At 60.9% G+C, this 20,839-nt stretch carries 24 protein-coding genes; 8 read left to right on the top strand and 16 right to left on the bottom strand.

The features are described from left to right. Positions 1-10: 10 nt before the first annotated feature. From J5289_RS14870 to J5289_RS14845, 6 genes are all read right to left on the bottom strand, one after another. Complete coding sequence (locus J5289_RS14870; protein ID WP_209184437.1) at positions 11-2,581, bottom strand: HWE histidine kinase domain-containing protein; 2,571 nt, start codon at positions 2,579-2,581, stop codon at positions 11-13. After that, entirely contained in the window at positions 2,578-3,117 is a 540-nt protein-coding gene (locus J5289_RS14865) for a biliverdin-producing heme oxygenase (protein WP_209184436.1), read from the bottom strand. The genes J5289_RS14870 and J5289_RS14865 overlap by 4 nt, the downstream gene beginning before the upstream one ends. 253 nt (positions 3,118-3,370) lie before the next feature. Next, positions 3,371-4,684, bottom strand: coding sequence for an NAD-dependent dihydropyrimidine dehydrogenase subunit PreA (gene preA, locus J5289_RS14860; RefSeq protein WP_209184435.1), 1,314 nt, complete (start codon positions 4,682-4,684; stop codon positions 3,371-3,373). 14 nt (positions 4,685-4,698) lie between these two features. After that, positions 4,699-6,060 (bottom strand): NAD(P)-dependent oxidoreductase, encoded by a 1,362-nt coding sequence (locus J5289_RS14855; protein WP_209184434.1) that lies wholly within the window; start codon positions 6,058-6,060, stop codon positions 4,699-4,701. A gap of 446 nt (positions 6,061-6,506) precedes the next feature. Continuing rightward, positions 6,507-7,460 (bottom strand): sensor histidine kinase, encoded by a 954-nt coding sequence (locus J5289_RS14850; protein ID WP_142823619.1) that lies wholly within the window; start codon positions 7,458-7,460, stop codon positions 6,507-6,509. A 201-nt stretch (positions 7,461-7,661) separates the two neighbouring features. Beyond that, positions 7,662-8,456 (bottom strand): response regulator, encoded by a 795-nt coding sequence (locus J5289_RS14845; RefSeq protein WP_142823471.1) that lies wholly within the window; start codon positions 8,454-8,456, stop codon positions 7,662-7,664. Between the two features lie 249 nt (positions 8,457-8,705). On the opposite strand from J5289_RS14845, the gene J5289_RS14840 reads away from it, so the two are divergent. Further along, on the top strand, positions 8,706-8,915 hold the full coding sequence (locus J5289_RS14840) for a NepR family anti-sigma factor (protein WP_209184433.1): 210 nt from the start codon (positions 8,706-8,708) through the stop codon (positions 8,913-8,915). Positions 8,916-8,919: 4 nt separating this feature from the next. Continuing rightward, on the top strand, positions 8,920-9,474 hold the full coding sequence (locus J5289_RS14835; RefSeq protein WP_111222568.1) for an RNA polymerase sigma factor: 555 nt from the start codon (positions 8,920-8,922) through the stop codon (positions 9,472-9,474). Between the two features lie 104 nt (positions 9,475-9,578). Here the strand turns inward: J5289_RS14835 and J5289_RS14830 are convergent, their stop codons facing one another. From J5289_RS14830 to hemP, 7 genes are all read right to left on the bottom strand, one after another. Next, the gene (locus tag J5289_RS14830) at positions 9,579-9,980 is read right to left on the bottom strand and encodes a hypothetical protein (RefSeq protein ID WP_209206492.1); all 402 of its coding nucleotides are present in this window, start codon (positions 9,978-9,980) and stop codon (positions 9,579-9,581) included. 9 nt (positions 9,981-9,989) lie between these two features. Then, positions 9,990-10,334 (bottom strand): YqjD family protein, encoded by a 345-nt coding sequence (locus J5289_RS14825; protein WP_209184431.1) that lies wholly within the window; start codon positions 10,332-10,334, stop codon positions 9,990-9,992. Between the two features lie 131 nt (positions 10,335-10,465). Next, the gene (locus J5289_RS14820; RefSeq protein WP_209206493.1) at positions 10,466-11,266 is read right to left on the bottom strand and encodes a heme ABC transporter ATP-binding protein; all 801 of its coding nucleotides are present in this window, start codon (positions 11,264-11,266) and stop codon (positions 10,466-10,468) included. Positions 11,267-11,275: 9 nt separating this feature from the next. Then, the gene (locus J5289_RS14815; protein WP_209184429.1) at positions 11,276-12,400 is read right to left on the bottom strand and encodes an iron ABC transporter permease; all 1,125 of its coding nucleotides are present in this window, start codon (positions 12,398-12,400) and stop codon (positions 11,276-11,278) included. A gap of 3 nt (positions 12,401-12,403) precedes the next feature. Next, entirely contained in the window at positions 12,404-13,330 is a 927-nt protein-coding gene (locus J5289_RS14810; protein WP_209184428.1) for a hemin ABC transporter substrate-binding protein, read from the bottom strand. 10 nt (positions 13,331-13,340) lie between these two features. Further along, positions 13,341-14,399 (bottom strand): hemin-degrading factor, encoded by a 1,059-nt coding sequence (locus tag J5289_RS14805; RefSeq protein ID WP_209184427.1) that lies wholly within the window; start codon positions 14,397-14,399, stop codon positions 13,341-13,343. Between the two features lie 11 nt (positions 14,400-14,410). Continuing rightward, the gene (gene hemP / locus J5289_RS14800) at positions 14,411-14,581 is read right to left on the bottom strand and encodes a hemin uptake protein HemP (protein WP_209184426.1); all 171 of its coding nucleotides are present in this window, start codon (positions 14,579-14,581) and stop codon (positions 14,411-14,413) included. 192 nt (positions 14,582-14,773) lie between these two features. On the opposite strand from hemP, the gene J5289_RS14795 reads away from it, so the two are divergent. The 5 genes from J5289_RS14795 to J5289_RS14775 all read left to right on the top strand — a co-directional run bounded on the left by J5289_RS14795 (position 14,774) and on the right by J5289_RS14775 (position 17,738). Further along, positions 14,774-15,196 (top strand): hypothetical protein, encoded by a 423-nt coding sequence (locus tag J5289_RS14795; RefSeq protein ID WP_247749191.1) that lies wholly within the window; start codon positions 14,774-14,776, stop codon positions 15,194-15,196. A 62-nt stretch (positions 15,197-15,258) separates the two neighbouring features. Beyond that, positions 15,259-16,602, top strand: coding sequence for a TonB family protein (locus tag J5289_RS14790; protein ID WP_209184424.1), 1,344 nt, complete (start codon positions 15,259-15,261; stop codon positions 16,600-16,602). Between the two features lie 124 nt (positions 16,603-16,726). Continuing rightward, positions 16,727-17,122 (top strand): DUF2325 domain-containing protein, encoded by a 396-nt coding sequence (locus J5289_RS14785; RefSeq protein ID WP_209184423.1) that lies wholly within the window; start codon positions 16,727-16,729, stop codon positions 17,120-17,122. Beyond that, on the top strand, positions 17,119-17,394 hold the full coding sequence (locus J5289_RS14780) for a hypothetical protein (RefSeq protein ID WP_142823461.1): 276 nt from the start codon (positions 17,119-17,121) through the stop codon (positions 17,392-17,394). The genes J5289_RS14785 and J5289_RS14780 overlap by 4 nt, the downstream gene beginning before the upstream one ends. Positions 17,395-17,423: 29 nt before the next feature. Beyond that, positions 17,424-17,738, top strand: a complete 315-nt coding sequence (locus J5289_RS14775) for an antibiotic biosynthesis monooxygenase (RefSeq protein ID WP_209184596.1) — start codon at positions 17,424-17,426, stop codon at positions 17,736-17,738. A gap of 15 nt (positions 17,739-17,753) precedes the next feature. On the opposite strand, the gene J5289_RS14770 is transcribed toward J5289_RS14775, so the two are convergent. The 3 genes from J5289_RS14770 to J5289_RS14760 form a co-directional block, all read right to left on the bottom strand. After that, complete coding sequence (locus J5289_RS14770) at positions 17,754-18,128, bottom strand: DUF423 domain-containing protein (RefSeq protein WP_209184422.1); 375 nt, start codon at positions 18,126-18,128, stop codon at positions 17,754-17,756. 7 nt (positions 18,129-18,135) lie between these two features. Then, on the bottom strand, positions 18,136-18,525 hold the full coding sequence (locus J5289_RS14765) for a group II truncated hemoglobin (protein WP_209184421.1): 390 nt from the start codon (positions 18,523-18,525) through the stop codon (positions 18,136-18,138). An 87-nt stretch (positions 18,526-18,612) separates the two neighbouring features. After that, positions 18,613-19,650, bottom strand: a complete 1,038-nt coding sequence (locus tag J5289_RS14760; RefSeq protein WP_209184420.1) for a LacI family DNA-binding transcriptional regulator — start codon at positions 19,648-19,650, stop codon at positions 18,613-18,615. Between the two features lie 135 nt (positions 19,651-19,785). Between J5289_RS14760 and J5289_RS14755 the strand changes: the two genes are divergently transcribed. Then, the gene (locus J5289_RS14755) at positions 19,786-20,820 is read left to right on the top strand and encodes a Gfo/Idh/MocA family protein (protein ID WP_209184419.1); all 1,035 of its coding nucleotides are present in this window, start codon (positions 19,786-19,788) and stop codon (positions 20,818-20,820) included. Positions 20,821-20,839 lie beyond the last annotated feature (19 nt).

Raw genomic sequence — 20,839 nt, 5'->3', positions numbered from 1 at the left:
TCACCGGCATTCACTCGTCGCGCGGCCTGAGGACGACTGCCAGAAATGCCTCGATGCTCTCCCAGGTGTAGGGCTTCTGCAGGACGGGGATCTCCGCATAGGTGTCGCCCTGTGGGATGCTGTCTCCGTAGCCGGTCACGAAGCCGAACGGGATATTCATGCCTATTAGCCGGTCGGCGATGGGAAAGCTCGTCTCCACGCCGAGATTGACGTCCAGCAGCGCCATCTGGAGCGGCTGCTGGTCTAGGGCGGCGAGCGCCTGCGACACGTTGGGGACGGCGATGACCTCGGCAGCGCCGAGGCTTTTCAGAATATCCTCACCGTTCATGGCAATGATCAGATTGTCTTCCACAAGCAACACTGACATTCCGGCGAGTGGTTGTTGGCCGAGCGGCGCGGAAGCAATCTGGCTGTCGATCATTTCTTTCTGCGGAGCGGTGAGGACGGCGACGCTGACAAAGGTCACGAATTTCGCCGGAATGACAAAATCGGCTTCCAGGCCGCCTTCGGCAAAGCGGATGCTGGTCTCGCCGTCCAGATCGTAGATGAACGAGCGTCGGATGATCGTCGATCCGAAGCCGACGCGCGTTGGTGTGGTCACGGCAGGGCCGCCGCTTTCACGCCACTGGATGCGCAGATTGCCCTCGGCATCCCGATCCCAGTCGATCGCAACGACGCCCGCAGCCGAAAGGCTGCCGTACTTGACGCTGTTGGTAACGAGTTCGTGGAAGACCAGCGACGATGTCGTAAAGGCTTTCGGGTCCAGCAGCACCTCCTGGCCGTTGATATCCAGTCGGCCGGAGGTCTTGCCGAGATACGCGGCACTTTCCGCTTCGAGCAACTGCCTGAACGAGGCCGGCGCCCATTGGTCCTGGGTCAGCTGGTCGTGGGCGCGGCCGAGCGATTGCACGCGTCCCTGAAGCTGCTCGATGTAGCCGTCGACAGAAAGATCGGCGGATTTCGAGTGACGAATCAACCCTCCGATCAGGCTGAGGATATTTCGGACGCGGTGGTTGAGCTCGGCAATCAGCAGTTCCTGACGCTCGCTCGCAACACGCCGCTCCGCATTTGCTTCCTCGGAGAGGCGCAGGATCACTTCGATCAGGGCCACTCGGATTGTCTCGGCGACGCGCAGTTGAGGGGTGGTGAAGGCGAGGGAGTGGCCGCGCACCATTTCCGACCAGCTCTCGAAGCTCTTGCGCGGCGAAAGGCGTGGACCGCCCGGACCATATTCGGCAGGTTTGTTAGGATCGCCTGCCCAGCGTACCGAGCGGATGATCTCCTGGCGAAAAAGGATGACATAGTCCCGGGGAGAGCGGGAAATCGGGATAGCCAGAAGGCCGCAGACATGGGTGCTCTCGTCCCAGTCCGGATACCAGCTGCGAATGCTGTCCGTCGCGAAGACCCTGCCTGCGGCATTTCGATTGAGTAGCGACGTCAGTTCGGCGACCTGATCTTCGGAGACGGTGGCGCCGCTCAGAGCCATGCGCCCGTCGATCCAGACGCCCACTCCGTCTGCCGGAATGACATCGGCGAGAGCGTCGATCAGCCAAGCGGGGTCATCGAGCAAGCTGGTATTGCCGGCGACCGATGTCAGCAGGCGATCGCCGATCTGCTTAGCCTTGCGCTCGTATTCAAGCGCAATCCGCCGTTCGCGGCTTTCCAGGCGCGAGGCGAACATCTGCCCGAGCAATTCGGCATTGGCGCGTCGTTCCAGCGAGGGCAGGCGAGGGCTGTAGTGATGGCAGGCAAACAGGCCCCACAGGGAACCCTCGACAACGATCGAAATCGACATCGATGCTTCCACACCCATGTTCTTCAGATATTCGATATGGATCGGCGATACCGAGCGCAGAACCGACATGGAAAGATCGAGCGGCTGTCCATGTTCGGTCAGCTGCGGTGCGATCGGCACAGGAACGGCATCGACGTCGGAGATGATCCTGAACAGGTTGCGGAGATAGAGTGCACGCGCCTGGACTGGAATGTCGGAGGCAGGATAGTGCAATCCGAGAAAAGAGCCGATGCCCGATCGCGCCGCTTCCGCCACGACTTCGCCTGCGCCGCTCTCGTCGAAACGATAGATCATAACGCGGTCGAAGCCGGTCAGTGCGCGCGCCTGCCGTGCGCCTTCGCGGAAGAAGGCCTGCTGTGTGTCCGTCTGGTCGAGGCGCGCGGTCATGCTGCGAATCGATATCGCCCCACTTTCGTCGGCCGCAGGCGACGGCTCTGCCTCGATGATTATCTGTCTATCCGAAATATGCAGCGCAATGTCGAAGCGTGCGCCACCTTCACGCAGCACGACGCCGAACAGGCGTTCGACGGTATCCTGCCCGCGGATCACGGCCATCCGGTTGCGCAGCGTGTGCACAGCGTCCGGGGTAAACAATTCCGTCAGCGGCCGGCCCAGGATCTGCTCGTGCTCCACGCCGATGAACTCGCCGAGATTGACAGAGGCCCGTGCAATCAACCAATCGGACGACAATGCCAGGAGAAAGCCGAACGGCTGTATCGTGCCGAGCTGGTGGATCGGCTCACGATCGCAATTGGTTAGGTCGATACGCTGCAATTCATCGGTCAAAAGGCGGATTTCTCCAGTTCGAGTTCGGCGGCGGCCCTGAAAGCGGCAAATACAGACCTAGCCGCCGCTATCGCGCGCTCCCTGTCAACGGGTGCAGCCGCATCCAGCCTATCCATAAACGCTTTCATGGCGCCTTTGGGTCCCTGGTAGGAGAGATATGCGGAGGGAAAATGTTCCGGTACGCGCTTTGCAAGCATCGCGCCGCCCAGTTTCGAACCTTCGATGACATAGGCTGCGCCCCAGACTTCATCGTCGGAGGAGAAGGCAGCCAAGGTGACAGGCGGGGGCATGACCAGCTCCAGCGTCGCCATGTCGGCTCGCAACAGATGGCTACGGCGACGCTCCGGCCAATCCGGGAAGATGCGGGCAATTCCGGCGGCCTCCAGAGCTTGCTCGGTTGCCGGAAGGGCGCGCGCGTGGCCTGCCAGAAATGCAGTATATTGGACGCGATCGGTCATGTCGAAGCGACCAAACAGATGGTCGACAACATCATGGTACTCGGCAGTGCCGGCACGGAGGGCATTTCGAAAGGTCATTCAGTCGGTCCGAACAGCATATTTACTGCCCAGTGAGAGCACCAAGAACCCGGTATACCTGAGGGCTGGATTATATCCAGTCAAAGCCGAGTTTTCGGTTACTTTTCATGGAATTATCAATTGTATAAGGCCTGTCTCGATTATCGGCCTGGCATTCCCGTGAGGGTCGACCATACAGGAAGGGCCCCCACGTTGTAAAACGATGTGGTGGGGCCCGTTCCAAGATCGGTAACAGTTGACTGACGACGGGGGCCTATTCGGCCGCCTGGCGTGCCATCGGGTTGTTGGGATGCGTCGTCCAGTTGGCGTAGTTCGGGTCGACAATCTTGCCGGTTCGCGTGTCGAGAGCGCCAGCCGGGAGTTCCTCCATGGTGATGCAGTTTTCGACGGGACAGACGCTGACGCAGAGATTGCAGCCAACGCATTCCTCGTTTTTGACCTCGAAATGCCGTATGCCATCGACCATGTTGGTGATCGCCTGGTGGGAGGTGTCCTCGCAGGCGATGTAGCAGCGGCCGCATTTGATGCAGGCATCCTGATCGATCTTGGCCTTGGCGATGTAGTTGAGATTGAGATACTGCCAGTCGGAGACATTCGGAACAGCACGGCCTATGACATCGTCGAGCGTCCGGTGACCCTTTTCGTCCATCCAGTCGGAGAGGCCGGTAATCATTTCCTGTACGATTTTGAAGCCGTAGGTCATGACGGCGGTGCAGACCTGCACGTTGCCAGCGCCAAGAGCCAGAAATTCTGCGGCGTCGCGCCATGTGGTAATGCCGCCGATGCCGGAAATCGGCAGGCCGTGGGTCTGCGGATCGCGGGCGATCTCAGCCACCATGTTGAGCGCGATCGGCTTGACGGCGGGGCCGCAATAGCCGCCGTGGCTGCCCTTGCCGCCGACAGTCGGGTTCGGGGCGAAATTGTCGAGATCCACCGAAACGATCGAGTTGATGGTGTTGATCAGCGATACCGCGTCGGTTCCGCCGGATTTGGCAGCGCGGGCGGGATTGCGGATATCGGTTATATTCGGCGTCAGCTTGGTGATGACCGGCATTCGCGTGTATTGCTTGCACCAGCGAACGACCATCTCGATATATTCCGGCACCTGTCCGACCGCAGCACCCATGCCGCGCTCCGACATGCCGTGCGGACAGCCGAAATTGAGTTCGATGCCGTCGGAGCCGGTTTCCTCGACCAGCGGCAATATCGCCTTCCAGGCCTGCTCCTCGCAGGGAACCATGATCGAGGCGATCAGCGCCCGATCCGGCCATTTCATCTTGATCTCCTTCATCTCCCGCAGGTTCGTATGGAGGTCGCGGTCGGTGATGAGTTCGATGTTGTTAAGCCCGAGCAGACGGCGGTCGGCGCCCCAGATGGCGCCATAGCGCGGTCCGTTGACGTTGACTACCGGTGGCCCGTCCTCGCCGAGCGTTTTCCAGACGACGCCGCCCCAGCCGGCTTCGAAGGCGCGGTTGACGTTGTAGGCTTTGTCCGTCGGTGGCGCCGAGGCCAGCCAGAAGGGGTTGGGAGATTTGATGCCGACGAAATTATTGCGCAGATCAGCCATTGTTCACTCTCCCCTTAGGCGACGGCAGCGGCGGGGTGCGCGACGGCAGCCAGCGTGCGGTTGATGGATTCGGCAGCGTCGCGGCCCTGTGCCACGGCTGACACCGTCAGGTCGTCTCCTCCGACAATGCAGTCGCCGCCGGCCCAGATGCCGTCGACCGAGGTTTTTCCGTCAGCGTCGGTGGCAATGCGTCCGGCTTCCATCTGCAGCGTGTCGATGCCGGACGCCACAAGCGTCTGGCCTATGGCCTTGAAAATCTGGTCGGCAGCGATGACGCCGGTATCGCCGGTGCCGGTGAGGCGGCCATCGCGAAGCTCGGTATATTCAACCTCGATGCCGGCTACCTTGCCATCCTTTTCGATGATGCGCTTCGGTGCCAGCCAATGGCGGATCATGACGCCCTTCGAGGCGGCCAGGTCCTGCTCCCACTCTGAGGCGTTCATGTGTTCCTTGCCCCGACGGTAGCAGATCGTCACCTCTTCGGCACCGAGCAGCTTGGCCTGTACGGCAACATCGATTGCCGTCATGCCGCCGCCGATGACGACGACACGGCGGCCGATAGCGATATCCGCCTTGTCGGCAATCTGGCGGAGGTCCGAAATATAGGAAATAGCGTCCGCCACGCCTTCGAGATCCTCGCCTTCAGCCCTCAAGGCATTGACGCCGGTAAGGCCGAGGCCGAGGAAGACGGCGTCGTATTTGGCGCTGAGTTCGCCGAGCGTGAAATCGCGGCCGAGCATCTGGCCGTTGCGGACTTCTATGCCGCCGATCGACAGGACGTAATCGACTTCCTGCTGGGCAAAATCATCGACGGCCTTATAGGTGGCGATGCCGTATTCGTTGAGGCCGCCAGCCTTTTCACGGGCATCGAAGATGACGACGGCGTGGCCATTGACGGCAAGCCGATGGGCGCAGGCGAGACCGGCGGGGCCGGCACCGACCACGGCGATGGTTTTGCCGGTCGGCTCGGCGCGCGTATAGAACTGTTTTTGAGCCGCCATCGCCGCATCCGTCGCGTAGCGCTGCAGGCGGCCGATCGCCACTGGTCGTTCCTCGGCCGTGTTGCGGACGCAGACGTCCTCGCAGAGCTGCTCGGTGGGACAGACGCGGGCGCACATGCCGCCCAGGATATTCTGGTCGAAGATCGTTTTTGCAGAGCCGATAGGGTTCCCGGTCGAGATCTGGCGAATGAACAATGGGATGTCGATCGAGGTAGGACAGGCCGTCATGCACGGTGCATCGTAACAGAAATAACAGCGATCGGATTCGACGAGCGCCTCGTGGTCGCCGAGCCGCGGATGCAGGTCGGAAAAGTTTCGACCGTATTCCGCCGCGGTCAGTCGGCCACTTTTAATCCCAGCTTCCAGTCGTCCCATTTTAAGTTCCCTCTTATCAACGGCCAGTGCGTAAAAGCTAACTCAGGAAAAAAAATTTATCAAACGGTAAATTTTTGGAGATTTTAATCCGGCCGAGCGAAGGGATTTATTCTCTAGGTATCTGTTTTTATTGACTTATGTTTAGAGAGCTCTCCGCTCTCCATTCCCCGCATGCGGCTGTCGGGTCCTGCACGGCAGACGCGCCGAGCCGGTTCCTGTCCAGAAGAGCGAATTATTTCGAATACGGTGGAACCAGCGGTACGCTGGACAGTTATAAGTGTGTCCTGATGATGAATGCACCCACCCAGGTGCGCGCCCCTTCAAAGCGTCGTCGGACGTCTACTCACGGTCCCCCTCCCGGTGAGTCATAAATCAGCCGTTGCGCGCCCTCGCAACGGCTGATTTTCTGCGTCTTCAAATGCATTATTTCTGGGGCGTCTGTGAGATCAGGATTGCTTCAGGATCTCGTATTCCGTTTCCGGAATCGTCAAGCGGTAGTCGAGATGCTCGGGGCTGACGCCGAGCTTGGCGCGGCCGTTCATCGACGTCGGTACGACGCGCTCCAGCACCGTCTTGCTGAAACTGTTGTCTTCAAAATCATTGGCGGCGCCAGGTGTCACGATCGTTTCCGACCAGACGATTTCGACGGCCTGCTTGCCTTCCCATTCGACGGCCTGACAGTCCAGCGTGATGCTGGTCGTGCCAGCGGCGATGGCGCCATGGGTGGCGGAATTGACGATCAGCTCGTGCAATGCCAGGCCGAGATGGACGGCGGCGTTCGGCGTCAGGTGGGCGTTGATGCCGTGGATCGGAACGGGAATGCTCGCATCCGGCCAGTAGGGGGCAAACTGCTTCTGGGCGAGCTCGAACAGGTAGGCGCCGCGCCAGCTGGAATCGGTGATGAGGTCCTGCGAGTTCGACAGCGATTGCAGGCGTCCCCGGAACTTGATCAGGAAGTTATCGAGCGACAGGGTGTTGCGCGCTGTCTGGGTGGCGATACCCTGGATAATGGCAAGCAGGTTCTTGGAGCGATGCGACAGCTCGCGCAGAAGCGATTTCAGGACCTTTTCGCGATGACGGCTTTCAGTCACCTCGAAGATCACGGAAAGGATGCCGTGGCTGGCACCATCGGTCCGTTCCATCTTGATTTCATAGATCTTTATGCCCTCTGCAGAGGGAATCGAGATTTCCGCCTTGGCCTGTTTGCCGCTGCTGAGCACGTCGCGCTTCAGGCCCAGGATGTGATTTCCATCCTTCTCGCCGAACAACGCGATATCGTCAATTCCGAGGGCTGCGATGCCGGTCAGATGTTCGGGAAGGTTCTCGAAATAGGATACCAGAAGACAGGCGTCCTGATAGATTATCGAAACGCCCGCACTTCCGAGTGCGCGTTCCATCATAGCAGCCTTACCCTCGAACCCGAGCGGTGAGCTGGACGATGGATCAACGTTATTCACCAAGATGCCTTTCCTTCGCCTAACCGGATTGAAACCCGGGGTGTCCGACTAGGCGGGCACATCAGCCAAATCGCAAGTCGTTTTGTAAAAGCGCTCCGGGCTGACGGAACGCTTTCACTTTTCTATTGTTCCGTGGATCGAATGTCAGGCCGCGACTTTCGTCGATTCGTTGAAGAACAGCGCTTGGCTGATCAGTGCCTTCACCATGTCCGGGTTGAACGGCTTCGTCACCAGGAATGTCGGTTCGGGGCGTTCGCCTGTCAGCAGACGTTCCGGGAAGGCGGTGATGAAAATGACCGGCACGCTGGCGTTTTTCAGAATGTCGTTGACCGCATCGATACCAGAGCTGCCGTCTGCCAACTGGATGTCGGCAAGAACCATGCTCGGCTTTGTCGCATTGTAGAGTGCAACGGCTTCGGCGTGGGTACGGGCAATGCCGGTCACGCGGTGGCCGAGACTCTCGACCATCTGCTCGATGTCCATGGCGATGAGCGGCTCATCCTCGATGATCATGATGTCGGTTGCTACCTGACGGGAGATCTCGGTAGACGCCCTGTCAAGCAGGCGAGCCGTTTCGGCTTCGTCGAGGCCAAGAATTTCGGCGATCTCAGGCATGCGGAAATTCTCGACGGATGCCAGGATGAAGGCCTGCCGGGCTACCGGCGAAACCTTCGAAAGGTTTGCAGAGGCACGCTTCTCCCAGGCGTAAGGCGAAGTCGGTTCCGGAACCTGGACCGAGCTCGAACCGAACAGGGTGGTGAAAAGCTTGTAGAGCGCGACGCGATCGTTCGAAGTGTCCGGAAAGATGGAGATATCGGCAATAATGGCTTCCAGAACGGCTGCTACATAGGCGTCGCCGGAGGTCTGAGTGCCTGTAAGTGCCCGGGAATAGCGACGCAAGTAGGGGAGATGCGGAGCAATTCGAGTGGAAAGTGTCATAAAATAGCTCCCGTCAGTAGCCGTGGCATGTTTAACCGTCTTTAATAGGATTATAACCGGCGGCAACCAGAAATGTTCCGAGGTGCTGGAACTTTTTTTCGCTGCATGCATTATGCGTCCACGTGATATTGGATCTAGCATGTCCAGCCTCGATGACAACGTAAATGCGGTCCTTGACATCCCTAATCCGCGTTTCCGGTGTCACCCGGAAACAAGCCTAACGCCAACACGTCCGAGAGTGAAATATATATGACAGCGTCCCATCAGGAAGACACGGAACAGCCAAGGCCCGATGTTAGAGTTGCGGACCTCCTCGATCCAAACAGCCAGATAGGCAGCCGTCTCCGCAGCCTTTATGCCGCTGCACAGGACGAAGCCATCCCGAACCGCTTCCTCGATTTGCTTGAGAAACTCGACCAGGTCGAAATGGCGTCCGCAAAGTCGGCCGAGCGGGAGTAGGCTCATGGATAAAGTGCAACCAAGTTTCAAACGCGAGATGCTGTCTGCGCTGCCAAGCCTGCGTGCATTTGCGATATCGCTCATCGGTCGCCACGACCGCGCTGACGATCTCGTCCAGGACACCATCATGAAGGCGTGGGCCAAGCAGGACCACTTCGAAATGGGCACCAACATGAAGGCTTGGCTCTTCACGATCCTGCGCAACGAGCTTTACAGCCAGATGCGCAAGAGCGGCCGGGAAATCCAGGACAGCGATGGTCTGTTCACGGAATCGATGGCGACCCATCCGTCGCAGTACGGCGCCCTCGATCTTCAGGACTTCCGCAAGGCGCTCGAGCAACTTCCTGCTGACCAGCGTGAAGCAATCATCCTGGTCGGCGCTTCGGGCTTCTCGTACGAAGAAGCTGCAGAAATCTGCGAATGCGCAGTCGGCACGATCAAGAGCCGCGTCAATCGTGCCCGCCAACGTCTGCAGGAACTGTTGCAGATCACAGGTGAGGCAGACTTCGGCCCGGATGCAACATCCTCGCCGCTAACGTCAAGGGCGTTCGCCTTTTAATCAACTGACTGTTTTCAGCTTCGACGTCTAACAAAAAAACCCGCCGCACGTTAAGGTGCGGCGGGTTTTTTATTGGCTTAGCGGGATTGCTTGAGCGAGATCGCTCAGTCGTCGTCGCGCGAGCCCATCACGGTGCTGAGCAGAAACGCGCCGGCAACCGCTGCAGCAAGCATGGGCTGCGAGCGCAACAGTCCGAGGCCGACCGTGGCCATGGATTGCGCAGCCAGCCGCTTTTCGCGCGCCCGGCGAGCTTCCTGGGCGTTGATGCTAGCCATAACGATGAGGATGGCAACTGCGATCAGCAGGCAGCCGCCACTTATGATCAACGACGCGTGGAGCGGGCCGTAGATCGTGCCAAGCCAGAGCGCCAGGGCAGACAGGCCGAACACGTATGTTGTGAGGATGAAGACTGCTGCAATAGCAATGAAAATACCGTTGCGCTTGGTACGCGCAACGGTGTTCTTCACGGAGCCCGATAGCAGCAAGCCAAGGATGGGACCCAGCATTGATGCTCCTTAGCGGCGTGCGAGCAAGACAAACAACAGGCCGATGGCTGCAACTGCGCCGATCGAGGTCGTCGGATGCGCGCGTACAGTGGCGCGGACTTCCTTGGCGCTGCGAGCGTAGCCATCCTGCAGCTGGTGCATCAGGTCTTCGCTGCGGGCAAGCAGGTCCTCGTAACCGGATTCGGCCTGCGCACGGATGCGCTTGCTCTGGCTGGCGCCGTTCTTGCTGATGAGCTTGGTTAGCTCAGCGATCTCGCCGCGCAGGTTGTCCATCTGATTTTCGATGGTGTTTTCAATGTCGCTCATAGCACCGTTACGCTTGCTGCGGATGGTATCGAGGAGGGAGTTTGCCATTTTTGTTCTCCTTATTGTCAACGCGCCAATGCGTCTCTTTGTGGGAGGCCACTACCAACGGCAAAACTGAGCCGTCGGCATTGACCTATGTCGTTGACAACTGAACGCGACGACGGTGGAAAAGTTCCATCTCAGGCGCCTGCTTCGGCGAACACGCTGTGTGGCAGAACAAACGGGATCGCCTTGTCAGGTACACGGTTGACGCGGAGCTCGCAGCCGAACACCGCATGCAGGTTTTCGTCGCTGAGAACGGATGAAACGGCACCGGTGGCGGCCAGCCGACCTGCCTTCAGAAGGACGATCTGGTCGGCAAACAGGGCCGTCAGATTGAGATCGTGCATGATCGCAATGACGCCGCCTCCGGCCGCACAGAAGGCGCGCGACAGCTGCATTATCGCCAGCTGGTGGCTGATATCGAGACTGGACACGGGTTCGTCGAGCAGCAGCCAGCAGGGCTTGCCGTCGACGACAGGCTGCGGGATCTGGCAGAGCACGCGGGCAAACTGCACACGCTGCTGCTCACCGCCGGACAGTTGCTCATAGAGCCTCCCCTCGAAACCAGCGAGATCGACGGCGCGGAGAGCCTCCATGGCGATCCTCTCCGCGTGTTGCGGCTTGCTGTTGGCGCCTGCGGTAAGGCCCATCAGGACGATTTCGCGCACCGAGAAGGGGAAGGAGAGAATGCTCGCCTGCGGCAGGACGCCTCTGGAGAGTGCGAGCGCCCAAGGCTTCATCGTCTTGACCTCGTGCTCGCCAAGCCGGATCGAGCCGCCATAGGCAAGCTCGCCGGAGATCGCTTTCATCACCGTCGTCTTGCCGGAGCCGTTCGGCCCGCAGATTGCCGTCAGCTGGCCGGGGCGGGCGGTGAAGCTCACGCCATCGACCACGGATTTGCCCGCAAGCCGGACGGAGAGGTTGGAAACGTCGATCACTTATTGTCCTTACAGGCTGAGCCGGGTGCGATTGCGCAGCAGGATCCACAGGAAGAAAGGACCGCCAACGGCTGCGGTGATGATGCCGATCGGCATTTCCGCCGGCGAGACGATGGTGCGGGCGAGCACGTCGGCGAAAATCAGCAAGGTTCCGCCGAGCAGTGCCGAGGCTGGCAGCAGGTAGCGATGGTCGGGGCCGATCACCATGCGCAGGGCATGCGGTACGACGATGCCGACGAAGCCGATACCGCCGCTGACGGCGACGGATGCGCCGGTTGCCGCAGCAACGACGAGGATGGCGACCGTCTTCAGCCGCTGCACCGGCACGCCCATGTGGAAGGCTGCGGCTTCTCCCAGCGTAATCGCATTGAGCCCCCTGGCGATCACCGGGATGGCGAGAAGCGAGAGGACGATGATTGGCGCGGCGGCAGCGATTTTCGTCCAGGTGGCGCCTGCCAGCGAGCCCATGCTCCAGAAGGTGAGGTCGCGCAGTTGCCTGTCGTCGGCCATGTAGACAAGCACGCCGGTGGCCGCCATCGCCAGCGCGCCAAGCGCGATGCCGGCGAGCAGCATGGTTGCAACGGATGTCTGGCCGTCCCGTGTGGCAATGCGGTAGAGAAGCAGGGTGGTCACGAGGCCTCCGGCAAAGGCTGCGAGCGGCAGGGCGTAGATGCCAAGCACTGCGTAGATCGGGGCTGCCAGCGTGCCACCGAGAACGATCATCACCACCGCGCCGAAGCTTGCGCCGGAGGACACGCCGACTAGGCCGGGGTCTGCCAGCGGATTGCGAAACAGGCCCTGCATGATGGCGCCGGAAACGGCGAGGGAGGCGCCGATCAGGAAGCCGAGGATGGCACGGGGCAGGCGGATGTCGAAGACGATGATGTGGTCGCGCATGCTGAGCGCGGTGGCGGCTCCGGTCCCGCGAAAGAGATCGTGGACCACATCGAATGCGGAGGCATCGGATGCGCCGGTCGTGATCGAGAACAGCAGGGCGAAAACAGCAAGCGCGGTCAGCGTGCCGATGACCACGACGGCGATCTGCGACCGATCGCCGGCACGATAACGGGCGAGGCAATCGCGGCTCCTGGCCGCGATCCCGAGCGAGTGTCCGGCGGTATCGCTGATCGCCATGGCTCAGCCTCCGTAAATTGCGCGGTTGAGGTCGCGGATCGCGCTGGCAGTCCTCGGCCCGAAACCGAGAAGGTGCAGCCCGTCCATGTGGACGATTGCCTTGTGTTCGGCTGCAGGCGTCAGGGCGAGGGCCGGCTGCTTCAGCAGGTCCTCGTCGCTCAAAGCGTGTCCGCCGCCGCCGTTCATGATCAGGATCACGTCGGGCTTGGCCTCGATGATCGCCTCGTCGGTCAGCGGCTTGTAGCCGGGAAAGACGCCGACCGCATTGATGGCGCCGGCGAGCGTGATGATGCCGTCGGCGGCGGTCCCGGTGCCGGATGCCATGATCTTGCCGCCCTGCGCATTGAGGATGAACAGGACGCGCTTACGCTCGGTGGCCGGCCGCTTGTCCGATGCCGCGATGGCGGCGTCGAGATCGGCGGCGACCTTGTCATCCAGCGCGCGGGCCTTGTCGGGAACGCCGAGAAGGGTGCCGACGGCGGCGATCTTCTTCAGGATGCCGTCCCGGTCGTAGCCCTGCGGCACGGTTTCGAATGGCAGGCTGGCATTGCGCAACACTGCGACGGCCTCCGGCGGGCCGGATCCCTCGACGGCGATGATGGCAGTCGGATTGACAGCCAGTATGCCCTCCGGCGATAGCGCCCGCATGTAGCCAACATCCGGCAGTTTCGTGGCGGCTTCCGGATAGACGCTGGTCGAATCGCGGGCGATCAGCCGATGTTCCTCGCCAAGCGCATAGACGATTTCGGTGATGTCGCCGCCGATCGACACGAGCCGCGATGTGTCCAGCTTGCGCGCCTCCTCCGCACGGGCCTGACCGGCGACGTGGTAGAATGCCGTCGCTCCGGGGATCGTCGGCATCAGCATGACGCTGAGGGTGAGGGCTGCCTGCCAGGCCTTGATCCGGTACAAATTCCGAATGGACTTCATCGTCGTATCCTCAGGCTGCAACGCTTTCGGCTGCCATTTTCGGCAAGGCCTCGATGATCTTCCGCCATTCAGGGCGCTCGTCGGAGCCTTCCTTGCGCTTGCCGAAGAACTGAATGATCATCTCGCCATCGGCGCCATAGGCTTCGAGCGAGCTGACATGGCCATCGGCGGTCGGCTTGCGCACCGCCCATGCCTCGGCGATGTGGTCCAGGCGTAGATGGAGATGGAAGGTGGGGTCCATCACGTTGATCCACGGTCCCATCGTCTTGATGCTGGCGACTGGGCCGGAATGGATCTGGATGATGCCGTCATTGCCGACGAAGCACATGATGGGCAGGCCATCTGCGGCGGCGGCCTCCAGCATGGTTTCGACGGCGCTGCCGTCGAGCTTCCAGGCATAATCGTCGCCGACAGTCCGGAGCGCCGACTGGCGACCGATCTTCAGCTTCTTCAGCAGGCCGATGAACTCGTGGGTATCCCTCATCTGGCCCCAATGGTCGCGCAATTCGTCACGCGTGACCTCGCCGTCGACGCTGCCCTTGTCATAGCCGGACATGTCCTCGACGAGTTCCTGGGACTGGTCCTCGATACGCAGTGCCGCCACCATCGCATGATAGGCGGCAACATCGGAGGCGGGGCGCAGGTGAACCTTGTGGACAGCGCTGCCGGCCTTGTCGAAGAACTGCAGGCTCAGCCTGATGTCATCGCCGCCGGTCTTGGTGACTGCAAAGCCGTGCACCCAGCGTGACGGGAAAATCCGGAGGTCGATGTTTTCCCCCAGGACGATGGCGGAATGCTTGCCAGACTTGATGTTCTCGTAGATGCCGATCTTTTCGTGCACGGCGCTTTCGTTGCGCGACAGGGCGAGCACTTCGCCGAGACTTTCCACATGCTCCAGAAAGCGATTGGCGCTGGCGTCGATACGGATGGCCGTGAGGCCTACTTCGGCAGCCACGAGGGCGGCCTCGGAGATGCCGAGACGGGCTGCGATATCGCGTTCGCGCATCTTCGGGTTTTCGGCGCGGAAGCTGCGGATTTCGGCGGGGCTTGGTCGGGTTGGGGTCGTCATCGTCAAATGCCCTATTTGTTGAGTATCAGTTTGCCCTGTCGGGTGATTTTCAGTCGGTAGGTGAAATCTTCATGCCGAATGACGATCTCGTTCTGACCGCGAAAGATCTCCGCGCTCTCGATCGTCCTGACCGTCTGCACCGCATGCGGCGGCGGGGTCGCTGGCGTCTTATCAGCAATCATCTGGCTCGTTTTTGCCTGCAAAATCATGGGATCGGGCCGGTCTACCCGGAGTTTTATCTTGACTCTCATAGTCATGGTTTTCTAAAGACGCAATAGGATACTAACTGAGTCAAGTTTAAATTTGCAGGCGACGCACCTCATGGTCGTTGCCGCCCTGAACCGGTGCGGGAGAGCCCTATGCGCTTGAAGACGATGGTCTGTTTATTTGTCTGCAATGTTGTCATCGCGGCGGCGGGGGGATCCGCCTCGGCCCAGCAACAGACACCGGTTGCCGCTCGGCTTAATGTCGAGCTCAATGCCCTTACGCCATCGGCAAAGGGATGCATGATGACCTTCGTCGCCGAGAACGACATGGCGACGCCGATTGCGAAGATCTCCTTTGAACTGGCATTTTTCAACGAAAAGAACGCCGTCGACAAAGTGACCGTGCTCGATTTCCGCGAGTTGCCGGTGGGCAAGAAGCGGGTGCGGCAGTTCGATATGCCGAACCTCAAGTGCGAGGCGGTCACCCGGGTCATCGTCAACGACACGCCGGTTTGTGACGGGCCGGCCGCCGGAGAATGCAAGGCAGCGCTGACGACCCGGTCGCAGACGCCAATCCCCTTCGAGGGTTGAAATCCCGGGCGTCGGGGTAGATCCCGGCTGCCCGCCTATTCCCCGAACGGCGGATGCAGCGCATGACCAGTCCAGCCAAGTCCCGATCCAGACCATTTGCCGGCATCGATCCGCGCATGGGAGCCGTTGTCAACGACAACACGCCGCCGACCTTTCTGGCTCACGAGTTGTCGGGACTAGACGAACTCCCGCGTCCGCCCGCTGCCGAGGCGGTCGTCCACTATGCGCGCGTTACCCGCATCGCCTCCTATCCGGCTCACCCTGACGCCGCTACGGAATCAGGCACGGCAGCGCCGCCGATCGATTCGCTGCCGGACGCGCCAAGAACGGTCCGCGCGAAAAGGAGGGCGGCAGGTTTTGCGGCAAGCCTTTGTTCTCTGCTCTTTCACGTAGCGGTTTTTTCGGCGCTGATGACGGCCGTCGTGACGTTGCCGGAAGATCCTGTCGAGGATGCCGGCGACAGTGTCAGTGTCGTCATGCTTGGAAACGGCGACGCAGACCAGCAGGCCTCGGGCGAAGAGAACAAGGAACCTCCTAAGCCCGACGAGATCGTTGCCCAGGCCGTCCAGCCGAGCAAGACCGAAACGGCCGAAGTCACGCCGGTCGAGCCGCAACAGACGGAACCCGCACCCGCTGTCCAGCCGTCTGAACCGGTGCCGGAAGCTATTCAGCCTGATCCGGTGCAGCCGACGCAGGCGTTGAGCCAGGTCTCTCCGGAGACCGTCGTTTCTCCCGAACCGGAGGTACTGGCGGCGCAAGTGCCGGCCGAACCCACCGTCGTCCAGCCGCAAGCGACCGAGATCCCACTCGAGGAAACGAAACCGCCGGCAGCACCTCCGACAGATGCGGCGAGTGCTCCTGTCCCGCCCGCGCCGCCAGCGGAGATCATTCCGCCGGAGGCGACGGTTAAGCCTATCGAGAAGCCGACGCCACCGCCGAAGGTACAGAAGCCGAAGGACGTGGTGAAGAAGCCGCCGCCGAAAGCTGCGAAGATGAAGTCTGGCTCGAAGGGGGAAAACGAGCAGGATACCAAGCGCGGCTCGTCGGAAGGCACCGAAACAGCCCGCTCCGACAGCAATTCGGCAGCAGTCGGCAATCGCCAGGGATCGGGCAGCGCCGCCGTGGCGAACTATCCCGGCAAGGTACAGTCGCGCATCCGCCGCTCGGTGCGGCCGCCATCGCAATATCGCCGTATCACGACAGCGCTGACAGTGCGTGTGCGGCTGACCATCGGCGTCAGCGGTGAGCTGACCTCTTTGTCGCTCGCGCGTAGTTCCGGCGTTCCCGAAATAGATAGTGTGGTGCTCGACGGCGTTCGCCGTGCCGCACCGTTTCCATCGCTGCCGCCGGAGTGGGGAAAGCCCAGCTGGACCTTCACCCAGGAGGTGCAGGTCACAGGCAATTAGGGGAGGCAAATAAGATGAGTAAAATAATCAAGTTTATACTTTACTCGAATACTCCAGTTTAATAAGGTCGCTCCAGGCCCGCCGAAATCGGGCCGAAATGAAACCAGAAAAACGGAGTGATGGCATGGCGCGCAAGAGCAAAAGGGATAACCGCGAGGTGGCGATCACCGAGGCTGCGCCGCTAGCGACGGGCAAATCCCGATTGGACGGCCGCAGCTTTCTCTATGTCGGCGGACGCGATTGTCAGGTTGCCCATCTTCGCCAGATCGCCAGCAATTTCGGCGCCGAACTGTTGCACCATGACGGCGGACTGCGGGAAGCAGTTTCGCGCATCGACACCGCACTGCAGTCAGTAGACTGCGTCTTCTGCCCGATCGACTGTATCAGCCACGACGCCTGCCTCAGGGTCAAGACCGGCTGCAAGCGCTACGGAAAGACCTTTATCCCCTTGCGCAACGGCAGCAAATCCAGCCTCGAGCGCGCCCTTCACACCATGAACGACCGGGTCACGACACAATGACCGATAGCTCCGACAGCGTGAATATGATCGGCCTACACAGGCTGGCGCCGACTGGTGAGGGCGGCGCTGCAGTGCCTGAGATTTCTGCGCTGATGGCGCGGCGGGGTACAGCGGCCCATGCGCCTGATGTCATTGTCTTTCCACGTGAGGCCGCCCGTCCGCCGGGCGAGGTGCCAGTCGCAGCCTTCGGACGCGATGCCGCGACGGGGAGAAATGTGGTTGCCTTTGCCGCTGCATCGGGCAAACATCGGCGATATTCTTCCAAGGCTTGAAAGGCCCGTAGGACTCGAAAGGGATGACCATGTATATCGCCATGAACCGCTTCAAGGTAGCCGTCGGCTCCGAGGCGGAATTCGAATCCATCTGGAGAAATCGCGATTCCAGCCTGCCGGAAGTTCCGGGCTTCGTCGAGTTCCGGCTGTTGCGCAGCAAGACAAACGAGGAAGAGGGCTACACCCTGTTTTCCTCGCACACGACCTGGGCCAACGAGGCTGATTTCATCAACTGGACCAAATCCGAGAGCTTTCGGAAGTCCCACCGCAATGCCGGCGATCACAAGGCGGTCTATATCGGCCATCCCGTGTTCGAGGGTTTTAAAGTGGTCCAAGGCATCTGAGCCGTCTGGCTGATCTCAATCGGGCTTAGGTGTTGTCCGCAAGAAGGCGCCTGCTGCCACGACCAGCCACCCGCCCATCATTGCAAAGCCGCCGATGGGGGCCGCCATCGGAAACAGCCCGGTTCCCCTTGCATAAAGAGCCAGCAGATCGGCTGTGAACAGCAGTGTGCCGAGCCCCATCATCAGGCCGCCAAGCGGCGCGGTGCGAAGGCTGCGATATCCGACGTAGAGCGCCAGCAGGGCCGGCGCGTGGGCAAGGCACATTGCCGATGCCGACGCCAGCAGGTGCGTATCGCCACCGGCATGCGCGGAGGCTGCGGCCAAGGCAACGCCTGCGCAGCCGAAGATACCGGACATAAGCAGAAGGGTTGGGCGGACATAGGCGTTCATCGGGCTGCTATTCCTTGTTCTGCACGTGGTGGGCAAGGCGCTCGACCGGTTCCCAGATGATGCCCCTGAGTTGCTCGCTGGCAATCGTCTCATCCAGTGCGCGGCGAAAACAGAGCAGCCATTCGTCGCGCTCAAGTGGTCCGATAGCTGCCGGCAAGTGGCGGCTGCGCAGGCGGGGATGGCCGCGCTTGTCTGTGTAGAGCGGAGGGCCGCCGAGATAGCCGGTCAGGTATTCGTAGAATTTCTCTCGGCTGCCGTCGAGGCTCGGCGGGTGGATGGCGCGGCAGCGGGCGGCCTCGGGGAGCGTATCCATCAGCGCATAGAAGCGATCGGTCAGCGCCTGCACCGTTGGCGCGCCACCGATGGCTTCATACAATGTGGTCGTCTCTTCGCTCACCGCCGGCTCCTGCTTTGCATCCTAAATGCCGCGCGGTCGACAATCCCGCAAGCTTAGATGGCTGACTGCGGCGTTTCGGCGCTGCGGTCAGGGTTTCCGCTCGAAGCCATCGCTTTCGCCCGGCACCAGTTCCAGCGGCCATATCGTGTTGCAGGCGCCTTTCGGATAGAAGGACGCGTAGGCGGGCATGGTGGCCAGCAGGGTCTCGGCCAGTTCGACACCGAGATCGCGCACGGACATGCGAAAGCAGGTCAGCGTTGGCTGCAGGAATTTTGCGCGCGGCTCTTCGCGAAAGCCGATGACGGCGAGGTCGTGGCCGGGAATGACGCCTGCCTCCGTCAGCCGGCGGTAAAGGCCGATCGCCATCAGTTCGTAGATGAGGATGATCGCCGTTGGCCGGTCGTCAAGCAACAGCATCTCGTGTGCCGCCTGGTAGCCGCCTTGCTCGCTGGATTTGACCCTGAAAACCAGCGACGGGTCATATGCGATGCCGTGGCGCTTCAGGGCATTCCGGTAGCCGTCGAGAAAGATGTAGCCGAGATTGACGTCGTTCGATGGTGCCGCGACGGCAATGCGGCGATGGCCCTTGGCGATCAGCCGATCGACTGAGCTGTTTGCGACACCGTCGAAATCGAGATCGACCCAGGAATATTCACCGCCGGACTGGCTGCGTCCAAGCGTGACGAAAGGGATCTTGGTGCGCGACAGGAGGTCCAGACGATGGTCGATTCGCTGCGTGGCAGAGATGATCATGCCGTCGACGATGCCGCGGGCGACCATGCGCTGCAGGTATTCGGTCGGATCCTCCTCACTGGGGCAGGGCAGCATGATAAGGTCGAGCTTGTGACGCGACAGCACGCTCTGCAGCCCGCTGGTCAGGCCTAGGAAGAAGTTGTCACCGTTCTCGTTGGTTTCCTTGCTCGATTCCATCATCAGGCCGATAACGTTGGTCGTTCCCTGGCGCAAGCTTCTGCCGGATTGGTTGGCGACATAGCCGAGTTCGACGGCTGCTGCGAGCACACGCTGACGCGTCTCGGCATTGACATCGGCCTTGCCATTTAGGGCGCGAGAGACCGTGCCGATCGAAATATCGAGGTGTTTGGCGAGCTGTCGGATACCCTTCATCGGCGGCGTTTTTCCTTCGGTCGGCAAATTCCGTTTTTCCCTCTCTTGACACAGCAAAACATTTCCGACTAGTCTCGTAAACGTTTACGGAGCCATTGTCATGGGAGATGACGCGCTCCGGCGGAGGAAAAGATTTTGACATTCAATGCCATTTTGTGCGGGTGCGGAGCTATGTCCAAAGGCTGGTTGCGCGCCATCGCATCTGACCCGGCAGTAGCCGCTGCCATAAAAATTGTCGGCCTCGTCGATCTCAACCGCGAGACGGCTGAGAACCTTGCCAAGGAGTTCGGTCTCGAAGGTACCGTCATAGGTTCCGATCTCGGCGATGTCATCGCCCGGACGAAGGCGGACATGGTGTTCGACGTCGTCATTCCGGCTGCGCGCTTCGGCGTCGTGTCGACGGCGCTGAAAGCCGGCTGCCATGTGCTCTCGGAAAAGCCGATGGCGACATCGCTGGCGGAAGGCGCGGCACTGATCGAACTGGCCGCGGAGACCGGCAAGGTGCACGCCATCATCCAGAACCGCCGCTATATCGCCGGCATCCGGCGCCTGCGGCGCTTTGTGGAAAGCGGTGCCATCGGCGAACTGACCGGCATACACTGCGATTTCTTCCTCGGGCCGCATTTCGGCGGTTTCCGCGATGAGATGGACCACGTGCTGCTGCTCGACATGGCGATCCACACCTTCGATGCGGCGCGTTTCGTTGCCGACCGCAAGCCGCTGGCCGTCTATTGCGTAGAGACGAACCCGAAAGGCTCATGGTACCGCGACGGTGCATCTGCCCACGCCATCTTCGAATTTTCGGACGACGTCACTTTCACCTATCGCGGCTCCTGGTGTGCCGAGGGGCGGCGGACGAGCTGGGAAAGCCAGTGGCGGCTGACGGGCTCGAAGGGCATGCTGACCTGGGATGGCGAGGACGCTTTCGAGGCGACGGTCGCCGGCAACGAGGAGGGGCTGCTGCATGGCTTTACCCCGATCGAGGTGCCAGGACCCGAGCATGAGGCGGAGACCCATGGTCATGCCAGCGTCATCGCCAGCTTCCTCGAGGCCGTGAAGACCGGGCGGCCTCCTGAGACGGTGAGCAGCGACAATATCCGCAGCCTTGCCATGGTGCTTGGCGCCATCGAGAGCGCCAGGTCCGGCCAACGCATCGACATTTCAGCCTGAAGACCTTCAGTACAAGGAC

This window comes from Rhizobium sp. B230/85 (assembly GCF_019355735.1).
Lineage (GTDB): Bacteria > Pseudomonadota > Alphaproteobacteria > Rhizobiales > Rhizobiaceae > Rhizobium > Rhizobium rhododendri.
The sequence above is the reverse complement of the archived record's forward strand: the minus strand, read 5'-3'. Positions and strand labels throughout refer to the sequence as shown.